Genomic DNA, 22,334 nt, shown 5'->3' with positions numbered 1-22,334 from the left:
TGAACGCTAACCTACAACTAATATTTTAGTCGAACAACTAAACATTTAGTTTTATTTCAGCAAAGCTGGCGGCGCCTCATCTTTGCGGCATGGCTACGATCTATCATGTAACGACGCGCGCCGAATGGGAACAGGCGCAGCAGCAGGGCTTTTACGAAGCGGCCTCTCTTCCTGTGGAAGGCTTCATCCACGCCAGCGCCGACGAGCGGCAGGTGCAGGGCGTTTTGCAACGCTACTTCGCCGGGCAGTCCGGGCTGGTAAAGCTGACGATCGATACGTCGAAGCTGACCCATGAGCTGAAGTGGGAGCTGGCTCCTTCCGTGGGCGAGGAGTTTCCGCATATCTACGGCCCGCTGAATGTGGAAGCCGTTGTGTCGGTGGAGCAGCTTGATTCGTGAGGCGTGAGCCGTCAGCCGTGAGCGCTGACGCCTATAACGAAGAAAGGATGCCCTCGGCATCCTTTCTTCTTGCGTTGCATCGCGAGCTCACGCCTCACGTCCTCATCCAGGCATTCGGGCGATGTATTTTTCGATCTGCTTGATCTGGTCCACGATCTGGGGCGTGGTGGGTTTGCAGGCTTTTGTTTTGCGGAAGAATTCCTTGGCGGCGCGGAACTCGCGCTTGTTCATCATGATGCTGCACATCTGCAGGTAGGCGGCGGCCTGGCTTTCCTTGTCGTGCAGGCCCTTGCGCAGCGCCTCGCGGATGTAGCGCTCGCCGGTGCGGAGGTCGTTCTTCTGCATCGCCAGCATACCCATCTGCAGCAGCGAGGCGCCTTCGGCTTCCTTCATCGGCATGCCCAGGTCGAGGCCTTTCTTCATGTGCTTCTCGGCATTGTCGTAGTCCTGGTTCATCATGGCGATGTTGCCCTTCAGCGTGAAATACACCGAGCGGATCGGCTTGTAGAGCAGGTTGGGAAATTTCACCGAGTCGATCACCTTCTGGGCTTCTTCCATGTTGCCGCTTTCCATATGCTCCTGGATGAGACGCAGCGGACCAAAGAAAAAGTGGCCGAAGAGGAGAATGGCGCCTACGAAGTAGAGGGGAAACACGGGCCAGAAGCCGCTGACCGTCACGTTGAGGACGATGCCCAGGACAATGAGCCCGATGCCCAGCGGCAGGCGGTAGCGGATAAGCGTATTGTAGAATTTCATAATTTCTGAAAAGGGGGGCAAAGATACGTGCCCGGCCGCATTCCGCCTAGGAGGGCGCGCGGCCCCGCGGGCGCAAAATACCCGCGGAATGTCGCAGAACGCCCCCGGGCTCTGCGCCCCAGGGGTTAGGTTTGCAGCAAAACCGCTGTTATGCAAAAGATCACCCCCTTTCTCTGGTTCAATGATAAGGCCGAAGAAGCCGTTGGCTTCTATACCGGCCTGTTTGGCGGCACGGTGACCCAAACGGAGCGTTACGGCCCGCATGGCCCCGGCCCGGAAGGCTCGGTGATGACGATGGCCTTCGAGCTGTTCGGCCTGAAATATATCGCCCTCAATGGGGGGCCGCATTACCAGTTCACCGAGGCCGTTTCTTTCGTGGTCCATTGCGAAACGCAGGAGGAGATCGACCGGTACTGGGAGGCGCTGTTGGCGGATGGCGGCAAGGCGTCGCGCTGCGGCTGGCTCAAAGACCGCTTCGGGCTTTCCTGGCAGATCGTGCCGGTGCAGCTGCCGCAGCTGCTGAAGGCGGGTGATGCCGCCGCCAAGGGCCGGGTGATGGGCGCCATGATGAAGATGGTGAAGATGGACATCGCCGCTCTCGAAGCGGCCGCGGCGGCCCGCTGATGCCGTTTACCGATCGGCGCTCCGCTCCCGCCCTTGTTCCCGCGGCTACCTTTGCGGCGATGAACGATGCACGGGGTATTTCAGGAGCGCAGATCGGTATTCTTTCGGCTGGCGCCGGCGTCTGTGTGGCCAACATTTATTACAACCAGCCTATCCTCAACGACATTGCCCGCGACCTGGGGCTGAGCGAGGGCGCCACCGGCTACCTGCCTGTGCTCACCCAGGCCGGCTACGGCCTCGGCCTGCTGCTGCTGACGCCCCTCGGCGACAAGACCGACCGGAAGCGGCTTATCCTGCTTTTGCAGGGAGCGCTCATCGTGGTGCTCCTGCTGCTGACACAGGTGCGGCACCCGGCGGGTCTCTTCGCGCTTTCCTTCGCTACCGGCGTATTCGCCACGGCCACGCAGGTGCTGATGCCCATGGCCGCCGCCCTGGCGCGCCGCGACAAAGGCAAGATCGTCGGCATCGTGTTTACCGGCGCGCTGGTGGGCATCCTCGGCGCCCGCATCTTCAGTGGTGCCGTTGCCGGCTGGCTCGGCTGGCGCTGGGTGTATGGACTGTCGGCGGGGTTGCTTGTGCTCACGTCCCTGCTCGTGGCCTTCGGGTTACCGCGCGTGGCAGCCACCTACAGCGGCTCCTACGTTGGGCTTATCCGCTCCACGGTGGCGCAACTGGGGCGCTTCGCCCGCCTGCGCCGCATCGTGCTGCTGGGCGCGCTCGTATTCGGCACCTTTTGCTCTTTCTGGACCACCCTCACGTTTCACCTGAGCGGACCGCCATTTCGTTACGGGGCCAAGACCATCGGTCTTTTTGGTTTCCTGGCCATCGGCGGTGCCGCCGCTTCCACGCCCTTCGGCCGCCTCGCCGACCGGATGCCGCCATCGCGGATCCAGTTGTTCACTGTACTGATACTCATTGCCTCGGTGCTCTGGATTTTCTTCTTTCCGCAATCGCCCGCGGCTTTTATCGGGGCAACAGTATTGCTCGACGTGGGCGTGCAGGCGACGCAGGTCAACAACCTCGCGCAGGTGTATAGCCTTGACGAAGCGGCCCACAGCCGTATAAATACGGTATACATGACCTGCATGTTCATCGGCGGCGCCTTCGGCACCTGGGCCGGCGTGCAGTGCTGGAGCCTCGGTGGCTGGACGGGGGTCAGCGTGCAGCTGCTCCTTTGGTCGGCGCTGGCGCTGCTGGTGGCACTCGTGGGCTACAGGTCCTATCTTCGCCACGCAAAGAAGCGCATATGAAACTCGAGGATGTTTTGAACGAAAGAAGCGGCGGCCGCTGCGAGCTGTGCGGCGGCACGGATGATCTGCAGGTATACGAAGTGCCCGGCGCGGAATACCGCGATGCGGACGGCACGCTGCTGGCCTGCGGCACCTGCCGGGCGCAGCTCGAAAAGCGCGCCGAGCTCGACCCGGCCCACTGGCGCAAGCTGGGCGAAACGATGTGGAGCGAAGTGCCGGCCATCCAGGTGGTTGCCTGGCGGATGCTCAACCGCCTGCGCCAGGAAAGCTGGGCCGCCGAAAACCTCGACCTCCTCTACCTCGACGACGAGCGCCTCGCCTGGGCCCGCTCCACCGGCGACCACGAAGGCGACGCCTCCGTGGACCTGCACCGCGATGCCTATGGCGCCGTGCTCCAAAACGGCGACTCGGTGGTGCTCACCAAATCTCTCGACGTAAAAGGATCCACGCTCACCGCGCGCCTCGGCACGGTGGTACGCAACATTCGCCTCGTGCCCGACAACACCGGCCAGATCGAGGGCCGCGTGGAAGGCCAGCAGATCGTGATTCTCACCAAATATGTGCGCAAGCAGGGCTAGACCTGGTATTAAAGAATCAGTCAGCGGCCATTTCGGCCACTACCAGCACACCATAAACAAAGCCTTCGTAGGCCAGCGGCGTCAGCTGGATATTGCAGGTCCCGTCGCTCAGCACACACGGCACCCGCTCCAGCAGCAGCGTGCGTCCGCCGAATGCTTCCCGGATCTTTTCGGGCAAGGGCGTGGCGGCGGCCTCGGGGAAGCACTCCACCAGGCTGCGGCCCATCAGGTCTCCGATCTGCCGGCCGGTGTATTCCAGGTAGGAGCGGTTGGCGGCACAGAAGCGCAGGGCCCGGTCGAGCACGAAGGTGTGACCTTGTGTTGCCTCCAGGAGCGTGCCTGCCAGCTGGGCGCGGCTGCCGAGGATAAAGTCTTTTTCCTGGAGCGAGCGCTGCAGGTCCTGCACCTGGCGACGGATGTGATCCACCTCGGTGCGGTCTTCGATGCGGCATAACAAACCCTGGATGCCACCCTTCGGATCACGAAGGGCCTGGGTCGTCCACAGCAGGCTGCGGCCGCCCAGTTCGAAGGCCTGCGAAAAGCCGTCGGTTTCACCCGCAAGTCCACGGTCGAGGAAGGCCAGCAGCGACGTGCTGTCGCCGGCCGGCAGGTAGCGGAGCAGCGATTCCTGCAGCAATTCCTTGCGCGGACGCCCCAGCCAGCGCGCGGCGGCAGGGTTCACTAGTTGAAGCCGGTAGTCGGTTCCCATAGCCAGCAGCGGCTCGTTCGCCCCTTCAATCAGGAGCGTGCAAAGATCCAAAAGCGCATAGGCGAAACCGGGAGCTGCGAAAGAGGCGTTGTTGTTGTTTTTCATAGGCGCACATTTTCATACGTCTTCCCCCTGTAAAGGCAAAGAGCGGGCCTTTTGTTTCCGGGCGGCGGGACGAGCCTCCACAATTAACAAGCGCCACTTGCCGGTTGTACCGGTACCGGGTATGCGCTTGTTTAAATGGTTCAGAATGAGGCGCGAATGGGACTTTCCGGCAGAGCGCGCAGAAAGCAACGGTTTTGCTAATTAGCAAATGCAGCCCGCACTGGGAATAGATGAGCTAAAGACTAACGGCTGAGCAGAACCGACATTTGTTCAAAAACTTGACATTGTTGCGGGCAAATGACTGAAAAATTGACATCTTTGTACAAACGTTTTGTGTCGTGACCTACTTCGCCCAAAATCTGAAACACCTGCGCAAGCGCTCCGCCCGAACCCAGGAGCAGCTGGGGCAGGAAGTGCGGCTGGGCCGGACCACCATCGCCAATTACGAATCGGGATTATCCGGTCCAACCGACCCCGAGGTGCTGGTGCGGCTGTCGCACCTGTTCGGCGTCAGCATCGACGAATTGCTTACCCGCGACCTTGCGCAGGCTTTTGCACCGCCTGCCGCCGCGCCCGCCGGCACGCCCCCGGGCGGTGACGCGGTTGCGCACACCCTTACGCGGGCGCCCTTCGTGGCCCGCGAGGAAGCCGCCCGCTACCTGCAGCAGGGTGGGGAGCCGGGTTACCTGGAGCGCTTGCCGGCTTACGGGCTTCCGGGCCTGCGCAGCGATGAATACCGTGTGTTCGAGGTCACCGACCCGGCACTGGCGCCGCGCTTCGAGCCGGGCGACCGGGTACTTTGCCGCCGGGCCCCTGCCGGCGAGCCGCCGCATGAAGGCGCTGTTTATTTACTGGTATCGCCCGTGCACGGGCTGCTGCTCCGCCGCCTGCGCAGCGACGGTGCGGGACGCTGGCTGCTGGGCCCTTCGCCCGGCGGGCCGGTAACGCTGGCCGCCAGCGAGGTGCGCGAGCTGTGGCAGGCCGAATGGGTGCTCAGCGCCCGCCTGGACCCACCGCTGGAAGACATGAACCGCCGCATTGCCGACCTCGAAGAGCAGCTCAGCGCGCTGAGCCGCCGCCTTACCTGAATCCGACCACCCCTCCTCAAGCCATCTGAATGAACGAGTACCGCCTCTTTTACGCCGAAGACGACCTGGATGATCTCCACATTTTCCTGGAGGCCTTTGCCGAGCGCCCCGAGGTGCAGGTGACGCGCTTTGCCGACGGCCGTGCCCTGCTCAACACGCTGGAGCGGCTACCGGAGACGGAACTGCCTTGCCACATCGTGCTCGACCTCAACATGCCGGTGCTTGATGGCCGCGAAACGCTCGTAGCGCTGCGCAAGCACCCGCGCTTTTCCGCTCTGCCCGTGCTTCTGTTCACTACGTCGAACAGCGACGTCGATAAAAACTTTGCGTTACAGTGGGACGTGGACCTCGTTACCAAACCGCTGATTTACGAGGATATGGAGCACCTCGCCGACCAGCTCGTGGCACTCTGCCGCGCCTATATGGCACGCCGCTGATCTGGGCTACAAACGAAACACGGAGAAATATTACGAAAGCTTCTGATTACGCGATCCGCCGCAATGGATACGGCGAGTTCCGGATCAGTTGATCTTCTTCCGGAACGCGCACCGCCCAGGGCGCCAGGCGGCTGTATTGCCGGCGATGCACCTGCACCAGTATCCTGAGCCAAAGTATGAGCGGACAAAGGGCTTTGAGCGAGTAGGGTTTCACCAGCGTCTGCCGCAGCCAGTAGCCGCCCAGCAGGTCGGAATACAGGAAGGTGGTGAGCACCAACAGCGTGAAGAAGAAAATGTGGAGCCGCCGCGTTTTTTCCTGCACCAGGTACCAGAGGCACATTCCCATTACGGCAATGATGTAGGTGCAGGCCTCGGAGCCGTTGCTGAACAACACCGTGAACAGCAGCACCGACGCCAGCAGGTAGAAGCGCAGACGGATATCGCCGAAGTCGCGCCAGCGGCGCAGCTGGCTGAGAAACAACACGATGCCCGTCAGCCAAACCGGCGTCGTGTTCATCGCCGGGTTGAAGATGCGGCTGATCATGCCCATGACGGAAATGTTCTGGTCGAGGCTGAGAAGGCCCAGCGTCGGGTCGGTGTTTTGTACCGACTTTGCCTGGAGCGATGCATACCAGTCGCCATACGATTGCAGGATAAAGCCGGGTTCGGTAATCAGCATCGGCGCCACGAAAAATACCGCGCTCCAAAGCAGTCCCCAGCCGATGAAGCGCGCCTTGTGGCGGCTGAAGAGCAGGAACAGTCCGCCCACGATCGCATAGATCTTGATAAACGCCCCGAAGAGGATGAAGAACAGGGCCCAGTGCTCCCTGCCCCGCTGGGTGTAGGAAAATCCGAGCAGGATGCAGGCGCAGGTGAGGGCGTTGGCCTGGAGTTGCCCGCTGTTGATCATCAGCTCGTTGGCGCAGAGCAGCAGCAGTGCCGTTTTGGCCGCCGGCCGCAGCGGCATCCGCCACACCGCAAACAGCAGGAAGGCGGCATTGGCCGTGACCCACAGCAGCACGCCCGCCCAGTCGGGCAGCACTGCAAAGGGCGCGATCACGAGGCTGAAAAAAGGTCCGTAGTGGTTCTGGTCGCCATGCTGCGAGGCATAGTCGGAATACAGATTCTGCCCCTGCAGCGTGTGCCAGAAAACGTTGCGGAAAATGAGGTAGTTGTTGATCGTATTTTCCTGTACGTGCTGGAAGGCCAGCAGGGCCGACAGCCCGAACCAAAAGGCCAGGGCCACATAGAGGGTACGGCGGTCGGCAAGCCGCTCCGCCCAGGTCGGTTTGTTTGCAAGCATCTTTTCCATAAGCAGAACGCAGAAAGGTAGCAGTTGAAAAAGGTTAACCAATGTTAACCAACGTTAAAGCAAGGTACCCACTTTTCCCATTGCCGATGGGCTTTTCGACGGAACTGCGCCTTCGGCCGATGGACCCGTACTCTACGCGTATGAAGCGGTTTCTTCTTCCCCATCCTCCCAGCCCAGCCGGCGCAGTTCGGTCAGCGCATTGTGGTCGGGCGCCAGCACCTGTACGCGGTCGCCCACGGCGAGGCGGGTAGACCCGTTGGGCAAGACGAAGCGGCCTTCGCGCTCGATGCTGAGGATCGTGACGCGCTGCGGGAGTCGCAGCTCCACGATGCGCCGGCCGGCACTGCGGGCGCCGGGCGGAATGTGCAGCACGCGCTGCTCGCCATGCACCTGGTCTTCGGTTTCAAAAGCCGCATCGAGGCGCCTTCGGTTGGCGGGCACCGACACGCCCAGCAGCCGGGCCACGGGGGAAAGCGTGGTACCCTGCAGCAATACCGAGGTGACCGAGATAAAGAACACGAGGTTGAAGATCATCTCCGCTTTGTCGAGCCCGGCAAGAAGTGGGTAGGTGGCAAACACGATCGGTACGCCGCCGCGAAGTCCTACCCAGGAAAGAAACAGCTTGTTGCGCCGGTTGATCCGGAACGGAAGCAGCGCCAGGAACACGCCCAGCGGGCGCGCCACGAACATAAGGAAGGCCGAGATCGCCAGGCCGGTGCCCACCAGGGGCAGGATGCGCGAGGGAAACACCTGCAGGCCCAGGGTAAGAAAGAGAATGATCTGCATCAGCCAGGCCTGCCCGTCGTAGAAGCGGGTGAGGCTGCGGCGTCGCACCATCGGGCTGTTGCCCATGATAATGGCGCAGAGGTAAATGGCCAGGAAGCCGTTGCCGCCGAGGGCGTGGGTGCAGGAGTACGTAAACAGCGCCAGGCCGAGCGTCAGCACCGGGTAGAGGCCTTCGGTGCCGAGGCGGATGTTGTTGATCAGCCACACGCTGGCGCGGCCCATGAGGAGGCCCAGCGCACCGCCGATGATAAATTCTTTGAAAAACGACAGGACGAGGGTCCACGCGTCGGCGTCGCCCTGCGCCACGATGCCGGTGAAGGTGATGGTAAGGAAGTAGGCCATCGGGTCGTTGGAGCCGCTTTCGAGCTCCAGCATCGGCTGCAGCGGTCCTTTGAGGCCGATGCCCTTACCGCGCAGGATCGAAAAGACCGCCGCGGCATCGGTGGCCGAAATGACCGACCCGAGCAGGAGCCCCTCGGCCAGCGTGAAGCCGAATACATAATGTACGAACACACCTACCGACAGCGCGGTGATGAACACACCGGCAGTAGAGAGCGCAATGCCTTTGGATAATACGGGGCGGATGTGCTGCCAGCGCGTATCGAGTCCGCCCGAAAACAGGATGAAGTTGAGTGCCACGATGCCGATGAACTGGGCAAACTTGGCGTTGTCGAAGTGGATGCCGCCCACGCCTTCGGAGCCGGCCAGGATCCCGACGATAAGAAAGAAGATCAGCGTAGGCACCCCGAGGCGCCGGATTGTTTTGCCGGCAATGACGCTGATGAGCAGGAGCAGCGAACCAATCAATAATATGTTGCTTGTTTCCAATACCATAGCATTCGGTTTAGCCTGCGCTGATCTGAAGTTAACTTAAGGAAGCGGATTATTTTGCGCGTCGCGCTTGCGGTCGCGGTTGTTCACGAACATGAGGAGGCCGATGACCAATGCCAGGAAGCCCAGCACGATGACGGCCGTGAGTAGGGTAGCCATTTTCTTGTTTTTAAGTGATGCAATAATGGGTCCGGCGGCAGCGCCGGCTACAAGAAAAGGCCGATTACCAGAAGGCGTGGTAGGGATAATTGTGGTCGAGGTAGCGCTTGCCCGCGGCGGAGCGTTGCGCGGCAACCAGCGTTGCGGGCGCCGAATAGGCGAGGGGCGGGGCTGCCTCGAAGCGGGGCAGGTCGCCGGGCGGAAAGAAGCCGCGCGCGGCATGCTGTGCCGGCGCCACGAGGGGCGCGGCATCGGTCAGTTGGGCCGGGTGCGCCGGCCGCGATTTCGCGCGGAGCACCGTGCCGCCGTCCACCACCGTCTCCACCGTAGTACTACGGTACGCGCCGCCACCGGCGGCCGCGAGGGCCGTCAGCAGCACGACGAGTAGGAAATAGTGGAAACGGCGGCGCATGGCGCGAAGATAGCCGCCAGCGGCTACGCAATCCGTTGATTGTGTGCCGCTTTAACCTTTTCTTGCAGCCGCGCGCCTCCTTTTCCGCTACAGCGCGAGCTCCGCCCGCTTGCGGCTTTTGATCCGTTCCAGGTCCTCGCGCCGTTGCGTCAGCAGGGATTCTTTACCGGTCTTTTGCACAGCAAGCTCTTGCAGGAAGCCTTCGCTCGTGCGCAGGTCGCCCTCCTTACGGTGCTGCTCGTCGGTCTCCTCGTTGGCTTTTTGCATACGCTCGGCCAGGAGGGTCTGCGTTTGCGCCAGCACGCTGCTCTTGTTGTCGTGCTCGCTGCGCCGAAGGCCCAGGAGGTTTTGCACCTGCCGCGTGTCGCGCTCGATGGCGGCCGCCAGCTCCACAAACGGCGCCAGCAGGTTGATCAGGTTGCGCTCGTGGAATTTGTTCGACTCGCAAACGCCTTCGTGGATCAGCAGGGCACCCATCCGGGCGGGATGGCCCCAGGCCCAGGGCTTCCACCAGTTGTCGCGGTATTCCGCGTCCAGGCGCATCCGTTCCTGGTAGGTGTCAATGCGCACCTGTTCCCAATAATTCCAGCCGTCCTCGAGCTTGCGGTTGACGGCCAGCAGCACGTCACCGGTGATGGCGCTGGTAGTGCCGGCTATTTCCAGCACGATGACCATCAGGATGTTGGGGATCTGGTTGATCAGGTCGTTGGTGCGGCGCAGGTCGAGGCGGGCGAGGGCGTCGGCCAGCTGGGCGATCTCCGCCGCAAGGTCCAGCAGCTCGCGTTCGAGGCGGGCGATATCCTCGCGGTGCTGGGCGATGGCACCATAGATGGCTTTCAGTACATCGATGATCTCCTCGATATTTTGTTTGAGCGTGGCGATGATATGCGTTTGCTCCTCAATGCTGCGGGCAACGGCCGCGATCTCTTCTGCCAGCGCCGTGATTTCTTTCACCAGCTGCTCCAGTTCGGCCTTGATCTCGCTGAACACTTCCTTGGCCACTTCGCGCACGGTTTCCACGGTGCGCTCGGCGAGATGGCTCAGCACGTCTACAAGCTGCGGCGGCACGGTCAGCTCCACGTCGAAAGCGGGCAGGCTGACCGGGTGGTTGTTGACGGGGTCTTTGAAGGAAACAAGCAGGGAGAAGCGGGCGCGCAGGTCGGTGCCTTTGAGGTAAATGCCGCCGTGGCCCTGCGCCTGTGCCGACACGTACAATTCCGGGATTTCGAAGTCGAGGTTGACGCTACCGGTTGCTTCCATGTCGCGGAAGGAGCGCAGCGCCACATCCAGTTGCAACTGTCCCACGGGCAGACGCTCGTTGCATTTGAAGTACACACCGTCCCTGGAAATGCTGCACAGCGTATCGTATTGCACACCGAGGAATTCTACGCGGGCGCTGCTGTTGATGCAAGCCGCGTCGAGCGACCCGATCGGGGCTTCGACGTTAAGATAGGGGCCGTCGAAGAGCAGCTTGTTGATGTCTTCATTGAGTACGCGATCTTTTACGAGCACAGACTCCGCCGATTCTGCAAGGAGCAGCACCGGCTTGTCGTCGATGCGGATGTCGATTTTCTTCAGCTTGCCGAAACCCTTGAAGCCGCTGCTGTCGAGGCGCAGGTTGAAGGCGGCTTCCAGCTCGCCGCCGAAGAGACCGATGCGCCCCTGCACCATGATGCCTTTGTTGTAAAACACGTCGCCGATGCGTACGTCGGCGATCGCGAACTTGAGACGCAGCGGCACCCAGGCTCCTTTTTCATCGGCGAAGCCGCCGAATTGCAGGAAGTTGAGCACGCCGTCGAGGGTGGCCGCGGGGATGCCCAGGAAGTTGCACTGGCGGAAGAGGTCCTGCAGCGCCTTTTGGGTTTCGCGTGGAAACTTCAGGTCGAGCAGGCACTTCGAGGGGTTCGCGCTGTCGAACACGAAGGCCACGATGCCCTTGTCGGCGTCACCCGTTCCGTTGAGCGTGAATTCGCCCAGGAAGCCGAAGCTGGGGATGCCTTCGTAGTCGATGCCGAAAATCAGCCCGAGGCGCGTCACCTGCAGCTCGGGCAGGGCCCCGATGGCATGAAACACACCGGGGTTGAAGAGCGTGTTGCTGGCCAGCACCTGCCGCGCGCCTTCGTAGTCATTGAGCAGTTGCGTGGCCGAGGTGCTGAGGTGCTCGAGGTTGCGGCTCAGCTCCTTGAGGTTGCGCGTGCCGAGGTCGCCTTCCCAGATGCCGTAGCCCATGACGCCGTTGGCCGCCACCTTCAGGTAGAGGCTGAACGACATCGCGATGCCGATGTATTCCTGCAGGTCGATGGCAAGCGTTCCGAAAAGGGTGAAGTCGAGTCCCGCAGAAATACGGACGCCCGCCTTTCGAAGCTCCAGCAGCGTACCTCCGATGGCGATCTTGCCCACGAAAGCTTCCAGCGCGATCTTTTCCAAATCGAGGCCCAGCATGCCGCGGATGGTCAGCTGCTGCACGTCAAGGATATGCTTGCGGAAGTAGGCCACGGCCGCGCGGAGCTCCGTGCTGCGGATGCCTTCTTCGTTGAGGCTGAGCGCGGCGCTGAGGGTGATGCCATCAACGAAGGCTACGGTCTTCAGTTGCTCGGGGATCTGTTCGGGCTCGTAGGAAGAGGCATCGGCGGAAGAAAGCACGAGGAAGGAGCCGGTGAAGTCGAGGCCCTCGAGGAAGCCCAGGTCGGCGTTGATCTCGGAGAAGGGAATTTTGGCGGGCGGCACAATGCCGAACAGCACGCCGGCGCCGCTGCGTGATTTGCCGATGAAGCCATAAAGCCCGCCCAGTTGCTTCGTGCTGATGTCGATTGACACCTGGAGGGGACTGCTGCGGAATTGCAGGCGGGTTTTATCGAACGTAATGTTGCGGAAGTATTCGGGCACCAGCGACCATACTCCCGTTTCGCCCAGGTAATGATCCGTAAATCCTTTGAGGTTCAGGTTCATCACCTCCTTGTTGTAGGCGGCAAGCGTCAATCCTTTTTCGGTGGAATAGTCCGTCTCGAAAACGAGGTGCGTATCATTGATGGCGAGGTCGCCCTGCAGGTTGAAATGAATCTTCTTGTCGCGGATGTGAAACTGGAGGCGGCAGTCGTTCACGTCGATCTTACGCAGCACGCCGAGCTCGAAATCGTAGTGCAGCAGGTCCTGTATTTCCGCGGTAAACAGGAAGTGGTCTTCCAGCGAGTCGTAGGTAACGCTCAGTGTCTTCAGCGTCAGGTCGCGCACCGAATCGGGGATGAGCGTGCGGAAGGATTCGGAAAAATATTCCAGGTCGCCGAGCGCATAGTCGTTGCGCAGCTCGCCGTAGAAATAGTAGCCGGCTTTGCCGGCGGCGCTGTCCCACTTCCGGGTGAACAGGAGGTCGAAGGAAAGACCCTTGAGCGTGAGCCCGCCGCGGATCTCGCAGAAGAATTTCGATTGCTGGTCGTAGGCGATCTCGAGCGACGGCGCCACCACCTGCAGGTCCTGCAGCAGCTCCAGTTCGATGCCCAGGTCGCGGAGCGAGAAGGTGCCCATCTCGGCGACGAAGTGGAAGCTCTTGTCGGTGCTGCAGGCAAAGCTCAGTGCCGACAAGCCGATGTTGGGCAGCGAGAACGGAAGCTGCACGGCGAACTGTTGCTCGAACCGCTGCTGGTAGTCTTTCAGGGTGAGCTCCGTTTCCAGCACGGCTTCGAATGTGTAGTGCGTATCATAGCTGCCGCGGAAGCTGAATAGCAGGTCGAGGAAGGAAACGGCGCCGCCGATGGACACGCGCGGCTTTTCGCCCGTGCTGTGGCTGATGCTGAAGGCGAAGCGCTCGAAGCGCAGCGTCGATCCGCAGATCTCGTAGGAAAACAGGTCGGTCAGCTGGAGCTCGAATGATTGCGTGCTCCGCGACAGGGCCACATCGAGTTGCTGCACCTGCAGTTGTTCAAATTCGCTTCCCAGCGTGGGGAGCGGCAGGCCGATCCGGTCGCCGATGCGACGCATCGTTTCCGCCACCGGCAGCGATTCGAGGAGGCTCAGGCGGTAGCGGCAGTCGGGAAAGGAAAGCCGGCTCCGGAAGCGGGCCTCCAGCGGGCGAAACAGCAGCTCGGCGCCGATCTCCACTTCCTCCAGCTTTTTTTGCGCGATGTCGGCGGTCACCGCAATGGATTGGAGCGTGATCTCGGGAAAGAGGTCGAGGGCCGGCAGCTCGAGCCCGAAGTGGCCGAGAAGCTGGGGCACGGTGGGCAGCGGCACGCCGCCTTCGCGCGCGGCCTCAAAGCGATAGGAGTCGCCACCCTGCTGGGCGCAGGAAAACCCGTAATACCTGGCACACACCTGCACGCGTGCATGGCAGCCAAAGCGGTAGGCCAGGTCGCTTTGCTGCGTGGCCGTACCGGTGCGCACGATCGTATTGGTAAAATAAAAGTCTTCCAGCGTCAGGATGCCGGGCAATACTTCCAGGTGCTGCAGTTGCTGCGGCGTGGCGTCGTAGGTGACCGTAACGCTGCTGCCGGCGCTGGCTACTTCAAAAGAATGAACGCGGATGTCGGTGAACAGCGATGCGGTGTTGAGAAAGCTGCTGAAGCCGGACCGGAGTGCTCCCGCGCCCACGGCTTCGTGCAGGTCGTTGACGTCGGCCAGCGAAAACTGGTCGCAGCTGCTGAACTGCTCGCTGCCGCGGTACAGGTCCACGTAAAAGGCGGGGCCGCGGTCAGCGGCGGTGCTGAAGTAGCCCGAGAACAGGCCGTTGCTGTCGTAGCTGAGCGTCAGCTGCACGAGGTGCACGGGGGCTGCAAACGCGGGTACGGTAAGTTCGCGGTCGATCACGGTTTGAAGAAAGAGGCCGTCTTCGGTATCAGAGAGCAGGGCAGGGCCTTTCAGGTCGAGGCTGTCGAAGCGTTGTTCCGAAAAATAGCCTTCCAGGTCGGGGGCGAGCGCATCGTACAGTTGCAGATCGACGGCCAGCTGCCGCAGGCTGGCGCTGTTGAGGGGGAAGCCCGCGTCGCGGCCGATGCGGTCGCGGAGCCCGGTGAACAGGCGCGTGTATAATTCTTTTTGCATGGGGATCGTTTGGGTTGCGGTGAGGGGTCAGAAGGTGCGTTTGCGCAGGCGTTTCGGCTGTCGGGCATTGTTGCCCGTGTCGGCAGTTTCCCGCTTGCGCTTTCGTTCGGACGGCTGGTCTGTTTTCGTGAATTTGAAGTCCGTAAGCAGCGTTTGGCGCGCTGGCTGGTAGGCGATGCGCGGGAAAAAGGCATAGTGCGGGCCGCAGCAGATATGGTAGTCCGGGGACGGCTTTTGCGCGCCCATTTCGGTAACGACCACGCGGATCGAATTCTTCTTCATCTTGTCGAATTTGTCGCTTTCGCCAATGAAGTAGTTTTTCGGCTTCTTGATCAGCTCGCTGGCGATGGACAGGAAACTCTCGATCGGGTTGGCCACGTGTATGAGCGACTTGTTCAGCATAGCGGTGGCCTCCCTGTTGACCAGGAAGTCCACTTCGTAGGGACTTTGGGAAAGGCTGTGCCAGACTTCGTTTTCAAAGGTGTAGGCCAGTTGCAGGCTTTCGTTGCCGATGAGGGACCAGGCGGCCTTTTGCACGGTATAAGTGAACACGACCGGCTTGGTGGAAACGAGTGCTTCTTCCGCATTAAAGAGCTTCACGTTTCCGGTGGTCACATTGAACCAGCTGTATTTTTCGAAAGCGTCGGGCAGCTGGATGTTGGTGCTGGTGATCAGGTTGGTGACGAAGGTGCTCACATTGTTTTCGAGCAGGCGACGCATCAGCGCCGGGCGCGGATGCTTGTGCGTGTTTTTTCCTATGACCGGGTTGCCGCAGGAGACGATGCCGGCATCCGGGCGCAGCATTTTCAGAAACTTGTCGGAGGTAGATCCATTGGCGCCGTGGTGGCCGGCTTTGAACACGTGGATCTTTTCGGCGGGACGTGCGCCCGGCGGAATGTCGGTGCAGTCGGGGGTGTAAAACAACTCGTCTTCCAGTTCCGTTTTAAGGTCGCCGCCGGTGTAGTAGCGGAAGTTGTGAAAGCGCAGCAGCCAGGCCAGGCTGTCGTTGTTGTGGTTGCTGTCGTACACGCCGTAGCGGAGCAGCTCCAGCTCCACGGCCCCGACCCGGATGACGGGCGCCACCCACTTCGCCTTATTTTCAAAAATGGTCCCGGCCTGCAAGGCCTCGTCCAGGTCCTGGGTCGTGATCGTCAGCGCGCCGCCCAGCAGGGTGCCGAAGCGTTCGTTGTACTCCTTCAGCTTGCTGCGGTAGTCGCGCAGGAACACCGGCGGGTTGTGGTCGATCGGCTTGTACATCAGTGGGAGCAGGCGGGCAGACACCTCTAGCCGGTCTGTTTCGAATGCCTCGATGTCACCGGCTTCCTTGCTGCCGGCGCGGCTTCCGCTGCCTTTGAGGTACAGCTCCAGCAGCTTGAATTTGTCGATGCGGAATAGCTTTTTGTCCACCAGCACCGGCCGGAGGAACTTGTCGAACGATACCGGCGGCGAGTAAAACCGGGTGTCGGCGCCAATGATGCTACCCTCTTGGATCAACCACCGGATACCCTCCCAGTGGTCTTCATCGAAGTGGGAGATCAGCACGTAGTCGAGCTCAGTGCCGACGCCGAGCAGGTCGGTAACGTAGGTTTTAATGGCGGTGCCCTGTGCCTGCAGGCCGCCGTCGATGAGGATCGTGGTCTTGGCGCCGTCGGTGTCGATGACGAGCAGGGTCGACTCGCCCTGTTCCACGTTGAGGTGATGGATCTCCAGAGTTTGGCTCATATGCGTGTTTTGGTTGCCGGGGGGAAAGCGTTGGTTGGCCAATAAATCTAAAACGACCGGCCGGGAAATCCATATTAAATCAGCTTAATTTCAAAAATTCCGTATATATACGGAGCCCGCAGCGTAGTTATACGGAGGGCCGCTTTTCCCTTTCCAAAACGGCTTTAACTTTCTTCGAAAGCCATTCCCGCCGGGCGCCGTCGTATATTTGATGTTGTGCGCAACCAGGTAACCCCCATACAAAAACGCAGGCCCGACTGGACGCTGGTGCTTGACCTGCGGGATTGCTATACCTGGTCTTTCCCGGAGTTCCTCCCTTTCTGCGTCGACCTCTTCTATTTTTCCTCGCTCAAGGACTTTGACGCCAGCCGCTGCGGCACCGCCGCCTAGCCTTTCCTTTTTTCACTGAAAATTGAACGTCATGTCCGGAAACTTTTCGAAGAACCCGGTGGATGCGTCTGTGCTGCTCCTGCTCGCACTGGCCAACGGGGCCGTGCTGGAAGCCGGCCTTGTACAGGATCCCCGCTGGTATTCGCTGTTATACCTCACGCTCCCGCTTTTTGCCCTATTACTGTGTCAACGACTGTTCACCGGCCGCCGCAAGCGGCGCCAGCAGGAACTGCTCGACCGCTTCAGCCACCAGGCCGCCCGCCACGGCCTGCGTTTTTCCTGCCAGGAACGCCTTCGCGACGGCATGCTCGGCCTCGACGCGCGCAAGGGCCGCCTCTTTGCCTGCGAGCGGAACGACAACGGTAGCTTCAAGGCGCAGGTGCTGCCGCTGCACGATATCGAGGCCTGCGCGCTGCGCTCGGAACACATCCTGCGCCTGCACTTCCGTTCGCCGCAGCCGCCCGTTGACCTCGTCTTTCACCCGGGCGCTGCCGGCACCGCGGGCACACAGCGGGCCGGGCGCTGGGCACGGCTCCTGGGGCAGCTGCTGCGCCGTGGGCCAGTGGCCTGACACGTGTCGGCTGTCCTGGAACAACCCGATGACCCTCGAACAAACCTTGCGCTGGCCCTGCCGGCCCGGTACCCCTCTGGCATATCCGCCAGGCGGGTTGCACCGCCGGCGTGCGCGGCTTCGCGCTGGGCGTGCGGCGGAGCCTGGAGAACGAGGGCTGAGGCGAACCTTTTCTCTGGCCCCGCATTACCTTAGGGAACATTTCCTGCCAACCATGAAGCTATCCCTTGCCCGTCGCCTGCTGCCGGCCTGTACGGCCGCGGCGCTTGCCCTTCCCGCCGTGGCCCAGCAAACCCTCCACCCAGCTATCGAGCGGCGCGTGGACGCGCTGCTGCGCCGAATGACGCTGGAAGAAAAAGTGGGCCAGATGGCCCAGGTGTCGATCGAATCGCTGGGCGGCGGCACGCCCTTCCGGTTTTCGGAAAAAATGCGCGACGCCGTCTTGAATTATAAGATCGGCTCCATTCTCAACACGCCCGGCTACCCGCCCACGGCCGCCGAATGGAACCGCATCGTAGGCGAGATCCAGCAAGCGGCGCAGGGCACACGCCTGAAGATCCCGGTACTCTACGGCCTCGACGACATCCACGGCGCCAACTACGTGCTGGGTGCTACGCTCTTTCCGCAGCAGATCGGGCAGGCCGCCACCTGGAACCGCGCCCTCGTGCGCCGCGCCGGTGAAGTGACCGCCTACGAAGGCCGCGCCGCCGGCGTGCCCTGGACCTTCTCGCCCGTGCTCGACCTCGGCGTGAACCCGCAATGGCCGCGGCTCTGGGAAGGCTACGGCGAAGACCCTCTCCTTACCTCGGAACTTGGAGTAGCCTTCACGCAAGGTGCGCAGGTTCCGCTGGGCGCGAAAGACAAGCTGATCGTAAGCCTCAAGCACTACCTGGCTTACTCCGACCCGCGCTCGGGCCACGACCGCTCCGATGCCTGGATCCCCGAGCACTACCTCCGCGAATACCACCTGCCGCCGTTCGCCGCGGCCATACGGGCCGGCGCCCGCAACGTGATGGTCAACTCGGCGCTCATCAACGGCATTCCCACCCATGTCAACAAGCACATCCTGACCGATATTTTGAAGAAGGAGCTGGGCTTCACCGGCTTCGTGGTGAGCGACTGGCAGGACATCGAGAACGTGTACCGCCGCGACCGGATGACCGCTTCGCTCAAGGAAGCCATCGGCCTCGCCATCAACGCCGGCATCGACATGTCGATGCTGCCTTACGACTATAAAGAATTCACTACCGACCTGCTGGCCCTGGTGAAAGAAGGGACGGTTCCGCGGGCGCGCATCGACGACGCCGTGCGCCGCATCCTGCGGGTGAAAATGGAAGCCGGTCTTTTTGAAACGCCGCTGACGCGCCTTGCCGACTACCCCAAATTTGGTGGCGCCGAGCATGCCCGCGCCGCCTATGAAACCGCCGCCGAGTCGATCACGCTGCTCAAGAACAACAACGGCACCCTGCCGCTGCGCGCCGGTGCGCGGGTGCTGGTAACGGGCCCCAACGCGGCCTCGCTGCGCACGCTCAACGGCGGCTGGACCTACACCTGGCAGGGCGAGCAGACCGACTCCATCGCGGGCGGGCAGTTTCGTACCATCCTCGATGCGCTGCGCGCGAACCTGGGCGAAGCGAAGGTGCACTACGTACCCGGTGTGTCGTACCTCGGAAAAGGAAAGTATGCGCAGGATACCACCGTAGATATACGGAACGTCGTCCGGGCCGCCGACAGCGCCGACTACATCGTGCTGTGCCTTGGCGAGAATTCATATACCGAAACACCCGGCAACAGCAGCGACCTGAGCCTGTCCGACAACCAGCTGGCACTGGCAACGGCGCTCGAAGCCACCGGCAAGCCGGTGATCCTGGTGCTCAACGAAGGGCGCCCGCGGATCATCCGCCGCATCGAGCCCGGCGCGGCCGCCATCGTGCACATTTACCTCCCCGGTAATTACGGTGCTGATGCGCTCGCCGATGTGCTGGCCGGCACGGTCAACCCAAGCGGCAAGCTGCCCATTACCTATCCCCGCTATCCCAACGATCTAACCGGCTACATCCGCAAGCCCTCCGAAGGGGCCACCAACCCGCAGGGCGGCGAAACCGATCCGCAATATCCGTTCGGCTTCGGACTTTCGTACACCACGTTTTCCTACAGCGACCTGAAAGTGAGTAAGGGCGCTTTCGGTCCCGACGAAACCCTCGAGGTGACCGTTGCGGTGACCAACAGCGGCACCCGCGCGGGGCAGGAAGTGGTGCAGCTTTTTATCGGCGACGACGTGGCCTCACTCACGCCCGACCTGACGCGCCTCCGCGGCTTCGAAAAGGTGCTCCTGGCGCCCGGCGCCGTGCAGCAGGTACGCTTCCGCATTTCCCTTCGCACACTTGCCTTCGTAGGCACGGATGGGAAGAAGCACCTCGAGGCCGGCACCTTTTCGGTGCAGTGTGGTGGACTGAAAGGAAGCTTCCGGGTAACGAAGACGGTTGTCTTTTAAACAATTTGCATGCGCTCCATTATTTGTATGGTATTTCTACTGGCCACCGTGCTGGCGCAGGCGCAGCCCGTGAAGCGCTGGGGGCAGCTCTCCGTGAAGGGAACCAGGCTGGTAGATGCGAAGGGCGCGCCGGTGCTGCTCCGGGGCACGTCTTTCGGCTGGGACAACTGGCACCCGCGCTACTACAACGAGGCGGCCGTCCGGTGGCTGGCGCGCGACTGGAAGGTGAGCGTGGTCCGTGCCGCCATGGGCATCGAGCCCGAAGGCGCGTATAACGACAGTGCGGCCCGCTCTATCGCACGGGTGGAGGCCGTCATCCGCGGCGCCGTGGAGGCGGGGATCTACGTGATCGTGGACTGGCACAGCCACAACCGCAACGATGCGGAGGCCACCGCTTTCTTCCGGACGATGGCGCGCAAGTGGGGGCGCTATCCCAACGTGATCTGGGAGATCTTCAACGAACCCGACCAGGAGTCCTGGGCCGAAGTGAAAGCCTATGCTACCGGGATCATCCGTGCCATCCGTGCCGAAGATCCCGACAACCTTATACTCGTGGGCTGCCCGCACTGGAACACCGACCTCAACCTCGTAGCGCAGGACCCGATCCGCGGCGTCAGCAACATCATGTACACGATGCATTTCTACGCCGCCGCCCACAAGCAGTACCTCCGCGACCGTTGCGACGGGGCGCTGGCGAAGGGCATCCCGCTGTTCATTTCCGAATGCGGCTCCATGGAGCCCACCGGCGATGGGCGCCTCGACCTCGAGGAGTGGGGCCGCTTCCAGCGCTGGGCCGAAGCCCGCGGCATCAGCTGGGTGATCTGGTCGGTGTCGGACAAGTACGAAAGCTGCTCGGTGTTGTGGAAGGGCGCCCCTGCCAACGGTGGCTGGCAGGAAAATGACCTGAAGCCCTGGGGCGTTTTCATCCGCCGGCAATTGCGCGCACTCAATCCTTGACCGGCATCAGTGCTTCCCCTTCTCTTCGTCATTGCGCGGGGACGCGCACCGAAGGGCGCGCCACCCGAAGCCATCTCATACATGCTGGCTCTGTTGAATCATCCGGCGCCGGCTTGTGTCTTAGGTCGTTTTCAACGCAGGGAAAGGAAGAAAGCCATCGGGACGCAGAGGGTGCTCCTTCGCTAAAGCTTCGGCGCAAGGAGCGCGCCGCGTTCGTTAACTACGGTGGTGTTTCTCCTAAAGGCATCAACGCCGCTGCTTTTCGTAATCGGAGCCTCCTGCTGCGCAGGACATGCGCGGAGGCGGAACTACAGGCACCGATCTTTTACTCAAATTGTATTGCGTAAGGCAACTGGCAGAAGTCTGTTCACAACCTTTCAGGCTGCCTTCGCGCATGTCCCGCACCGCGGGACGCTTGAACTACGATGTTGATCTTTAGTACGGGGCAAACATATATCAAGCTATAGCACAAGAAACAGCCTCTTTGCGTCTCTCACAACCTCGGCGTTTAAATTCCCCTCTCTTTGTCTTTGCGTTCAAAATAACCGCTACCAACGGCCACCCTCACCCCACCTGCTTCCTTAGCTCACTCAGCGGGTAGAACGAATCGCGCCAGTAGATGCCGCCCTGGCGGACCGTACGCCAGGTGGACTTCAGGATCACATACACCATCACCAGCCCGGCGAAGGGCATCAGCAACGCGTGCCACCAGGGTGCGCGGATGCCTTTCTTGCCCAGCATCAGGGCCACCTGCGCCGCGAAGATGAGGAGCCCACCGTAGATATACGGGGCACCTGAAAGCAGCAGCAGCGGCACCGGCAGCACCAGGATGAGGAAGGTAGCCACGGCGGCGCCGAGCGCCGGGGCGAGCTGGTAGTCGTACACCGAGTACATATTCTTCATCAGCCCGTTTACGAACTGGCCGAGGCTATGGTACCACTCCAGCCACAGCACACCCTCGCCATAGGCCACATCTTGGCGGCCACCGGAGCCCTTGATCCGGGCGCCCAGCTTCAGGTCGTCGTCGGGGCGCAGGGAGATGAGCAGGTGCGTGCCCGCCCGCTCGTAGGCCGTTCGTTCCACGAGGTTGAAGGCGCCGACACCGATGGACGACTTCGACTTCGGGTCCGACACGGTCCAGGGTTGCAGCTTGATGTCGAGCATGAGGGCGAAGGTGTTCATCACGGCACGGAAAAGACCCGAGCGCGACGTGACCTCGGGCAGCACGGTAAGGTGCTGCAGGCCGCGCTCCTGCACGAAGGTCATGGCCTTGCGCAGCGTGTCGGGGGCGAACTGCACGTCGCCGTCGGTGAAGAGCAGCCACTCCTCGGTGGACGCGCAGTAGCCCTTGTACAGCGCGTGGTTCTTGCCGAGCCAGCCCGCGGGCAGCTCGTCTACGTTGATGATCGTCAGGCGCGGATCGCGCCGGGCCAGGCGGCCCAGGATGGCGCCCGTGCCATCGGTGGAGCGGTCGTTGACCACGATGATGCGGAAGTGAGGATAGCGGAGCGCGCAGACGCTTTGCAGCGCCGTCTCGAGCTCGGCCTCTTCGTCTTTTACCGCAATGATGACGGCCACCGCGGGCGCCGCTGCAGGGTCGTTCGTTGGAACCGTGCGGAGGTAGGTGATCTTTCGGGTATTCACCAGCAGCAGCGCGCAGACGGCGAGCCAGGCGAGAACGATGACGGAGGCGTAGATGCTGAGGATCATGCGGCAAAGCT

The 22,334-nt window shown here is 61.7% G+C and carries 18 protein-coding genes; 10 read left to right on the top strand and 8 right to left on the bottom strand.

The window, feature by feature from the left end; all coding sequences use genetic code 11:
* Positions 1-89: 89 nt before the first annotated feature.
* Complete coding sequence (locus E0486_RS14030; RefSeq protein WP_131852864.1) at positions 90-398, top strand: DUF952 domain-containing protein; 309 nt, start codon at positions 90-92, stop codon at positions 396-398.
* 102 nt (positions 399-500) lie between these two features.
* On the opposite strand, the gene E0486_RS14025 is transcribed toward E0486_RS14030, so the two are convergent.
* Complete coding sequence (locus E0486_RS14025; RefSeq protein WP_131852862.1) at positions 501-1,154, bottom strand: tetratricopeptide repeat protein; 654 nt, start codon at positions 1,152-1,154, stop codon at positions 501-503.
* A gap of 150 nt (positions 1,155-1,304) precedes the next feature.
* On the opposite strand from E0486_RS14025, the gene E0486_RS14020 reads away from it, so the two are divergent.
* From E0486_RS14020 to E0486_RS14010, 3 genes are read left to right on the top strand one after another with little or no spacing between them, the layout of a single operon-like run.
* Entirely contained in the window at positions 1,305-1,778 is a 474-nt protein-coding gene (locus E0486_RS14020; RefSeq protein WP_131852860.1) for a VOC family protein, read from the top strand.
* 59 nt (positions 1,779-1,837) lie between these two features.
* Entirely contained in the window at positions 1,838-3,028 is a 1,191-nt protein-coding gene (locus E0486_RS14015; protein WP_131852858.1) for an MFS transporter, read from the top strand.
* Positions 3,029-3,042: 14 nt separating this feature from the next.
* Positions 3,043-3,606: a PhnA domain-containing protein gene (locus tag E0486_RS14010; RefSeq protein WP_243697444.1), complete on the top strand. Its 564-nt coding sequence runs from the start codon at positions 3,043-3,045 to the stop codon at positions 3,604-3,606.
* A gap of 16 nt (positions 3,607-3,622) precedes the next feature.
* Here the strand turns inward: E0486_RS14010 and E0486_RS14005 are convergent, their stop codons facing one another.
* Positions 3,623-4,420 carry a PAS domain-containing protein gene (locus E0486_RS14005; RefSeq protein ID WP_131852854.1) on the bottom strand — a complete coding sequence of 266 codons (798 nt, stop codon included), beginning with the start codon at positions 4,418-4,420 and terminating at the stop codon, positions 3,623-3,625.
* Positions 4,421-4,758: 338 nt separating this feature from the next.
* Here E0486_RS14005 and E0486_RS14000 point away from each other — a divergent pair, with 338 nt between their 5' ends.
* Positions 4,759-5,508, top strand: coding sequence for an XRE family transcriptional regulator (locus tag E0486_RS14000; protein ID WP_131852852.1), 750 nt, complete (start codon positions 4,759-4,761; stop codon positions 5,506-5,508).
* A 29-nt stretch (positions 5,509-5,537) separates the two neighbouring features.
* On the top strand, positions 5,538-5,945 hold the full coding sequence (locus E0486_RS13995) for a response regulator (protein WP_131852850.1): 408 nt from the start codon (positions 5,538-5,540) through the stop codon (positions 5,943-5,945).
* A 46-nt stretch (positions 5,946-5,991) separates the two neighbouring features.
* On the opposite strand, the gene E0486_RS13990 is transcribed toward E0486_RS13995, so the two are convergent.
* The 5 genes from E0486_RS13990 to E0486_RS13970 all read right to left on the bottom strand — a co-directional run bounded on the left by E0486_RS13990 (position 5,992) and on the right by E0486_RS13970 (position 16,201).
* Positions 5,992-7,257: a glycosyltransferase family 87 protein gene (locus E0486_RS13990; RefSeq protein ID WP_131852848.1), complete on the bottom strand. Its 1,266-nt coding sequence runs from the start codon at positions 7,255-7,257 to the stop codon at positions 5,992-5,994.
* Positions 7,258-7,389: 132 nt separating this feature from the next.
* On the bottom strand, positions 7,390-8,877 hold the full coding sequence (locus E0486_RS13985; protein ID WP_131852846.1) for a potassium/proton antiporter: 1,488 nt from the start codon (positions 8,875-8,877) through the stop codon (positions 7,390-7,392).
* A 220-nt stretch (positions 8,878-9,097) separates the two neighbouring features.
* Positions 9,098-9,445 carry a hypothetical protein gene (locus E0486_RS13980; RefSeq protein ID WP_131852844.1) on the bottom strand — a complete coding sequence of 116 codons (348 nt, stop codon included), beginning with the start codon at positions 9,443-9,445 and terminating at the stop codon, positions 9,098-9,100.
* Positions 9,446-9,532: 87 nt separating this feature from the next.
* Positions 9,533-14,479 carry a coiled-coil domain-containing protein gene (locus E0486_RS13975; protein ID WP_131852842.1) on the bottom strand — a complete coding sequence of 1,649 codons (4,947 nt, stop codon included), beginning with the start codon at positions 14,477-14,479 and terminating at the stop codon, positions 9,533-9,535.
* Positions 14,480-14,506: 27 nt separating this feature from the next.
* Positions 14,507-16,201: a ComEC/Rec2 family competence protein gene (locus E0486_RS13970; protein WP_131852840.1), complete on the bottom strand. Its 1,695-nt coding sequence runs from the start codon at positions 16,199-16,201 to the stop codon at positions 14,507-14,509.
* Between the two features lie 216 nt (positions 16,202-16,417).
* Here E0486_RS13970 and E0486_RS18955 point away from each other — a divergent pair, with 216 nt between their 5' ends.
* The 4 genes from E0486_RS18955 (at position 16,418) to E0486_RS13955 (ending at position 20,613) form a co-directional block, all read left to right on the top strand.
* On the top strand, positions 16,418-16,591 hold the full coding sequence (locus E0486_RS18955) for a hypothetical protein (RefSeq protein WP_165917340.1): 174 nt from the start codon (positions 16,418-16,420) through the stop codon (positions 16,589-16,591).
* Between the two features lie 31 nt (positions 16,592-16,622).
* Entirely contained in the window at positions 16,623-17,162 is a 540-nt protein-coding gene (locus tag E0486_RS13965; RefSeq protein ID WP_131852838.1) for a hypothetical protein, read from the top strand.
* 214 nt (positions 17,163-17,376) lie between these two features.
* Entirely contained in the window at positions 17,377-19,656 is a 2,280-nt protein-coding gene (locus E0486_RS13960; RefSeq protein ID WP_131852836.1) for a glycoside hydrolase family 3 N-terminal domain-containing protein, read from the top strand.
* A 9-nt stretch (positions 19,657-19,665) separates the two neighbouring features.
* The gene (locus E0486_RS13955; RefSeq protein WP_131852834.1) at positions 19,666-20,613 is read left to right on the top strand and encodes a glycoside hydrolase family 5 protein; all 948 of its coding nucleotides are present in this window, start codon (positions 19,666-19,668) and stop codon (positions 20,611-20,613) included.
* A 564-nt stretch (positions 20,614-21,177) separates the two neighbouring features.
* Here the strand turns inward: E0486_RS13955 and E0486_RS13950 are convergent.
* On the bottom strand, positions 21,178-22,323 hold the full coding sequence (locus tag E0486_RS13950) for a glycosyltransferase family 2 protein (protein ID WP_131852831.1): 1,146 nt from the start codon (positions 22,321-22,323) through the stop codon (positions 21,178-21,180).
* Positions 22,324-22,334: the final 11 nt, after the last annotated feature.

Origin of the sequence: Flaviaesturariibacter aridisoli, from assembly GCF_004343705.1 — a bacterium.
GTDB lineage: Bacteria > Bacteroidota > Bacteroidia > Chitinophagales > Chitinophagaceae > Flavisolibacter > Flavisolibacter aridisoli.
This window is presented reverse-complemented; position numbering and strand designations above follow the sequence as displayed.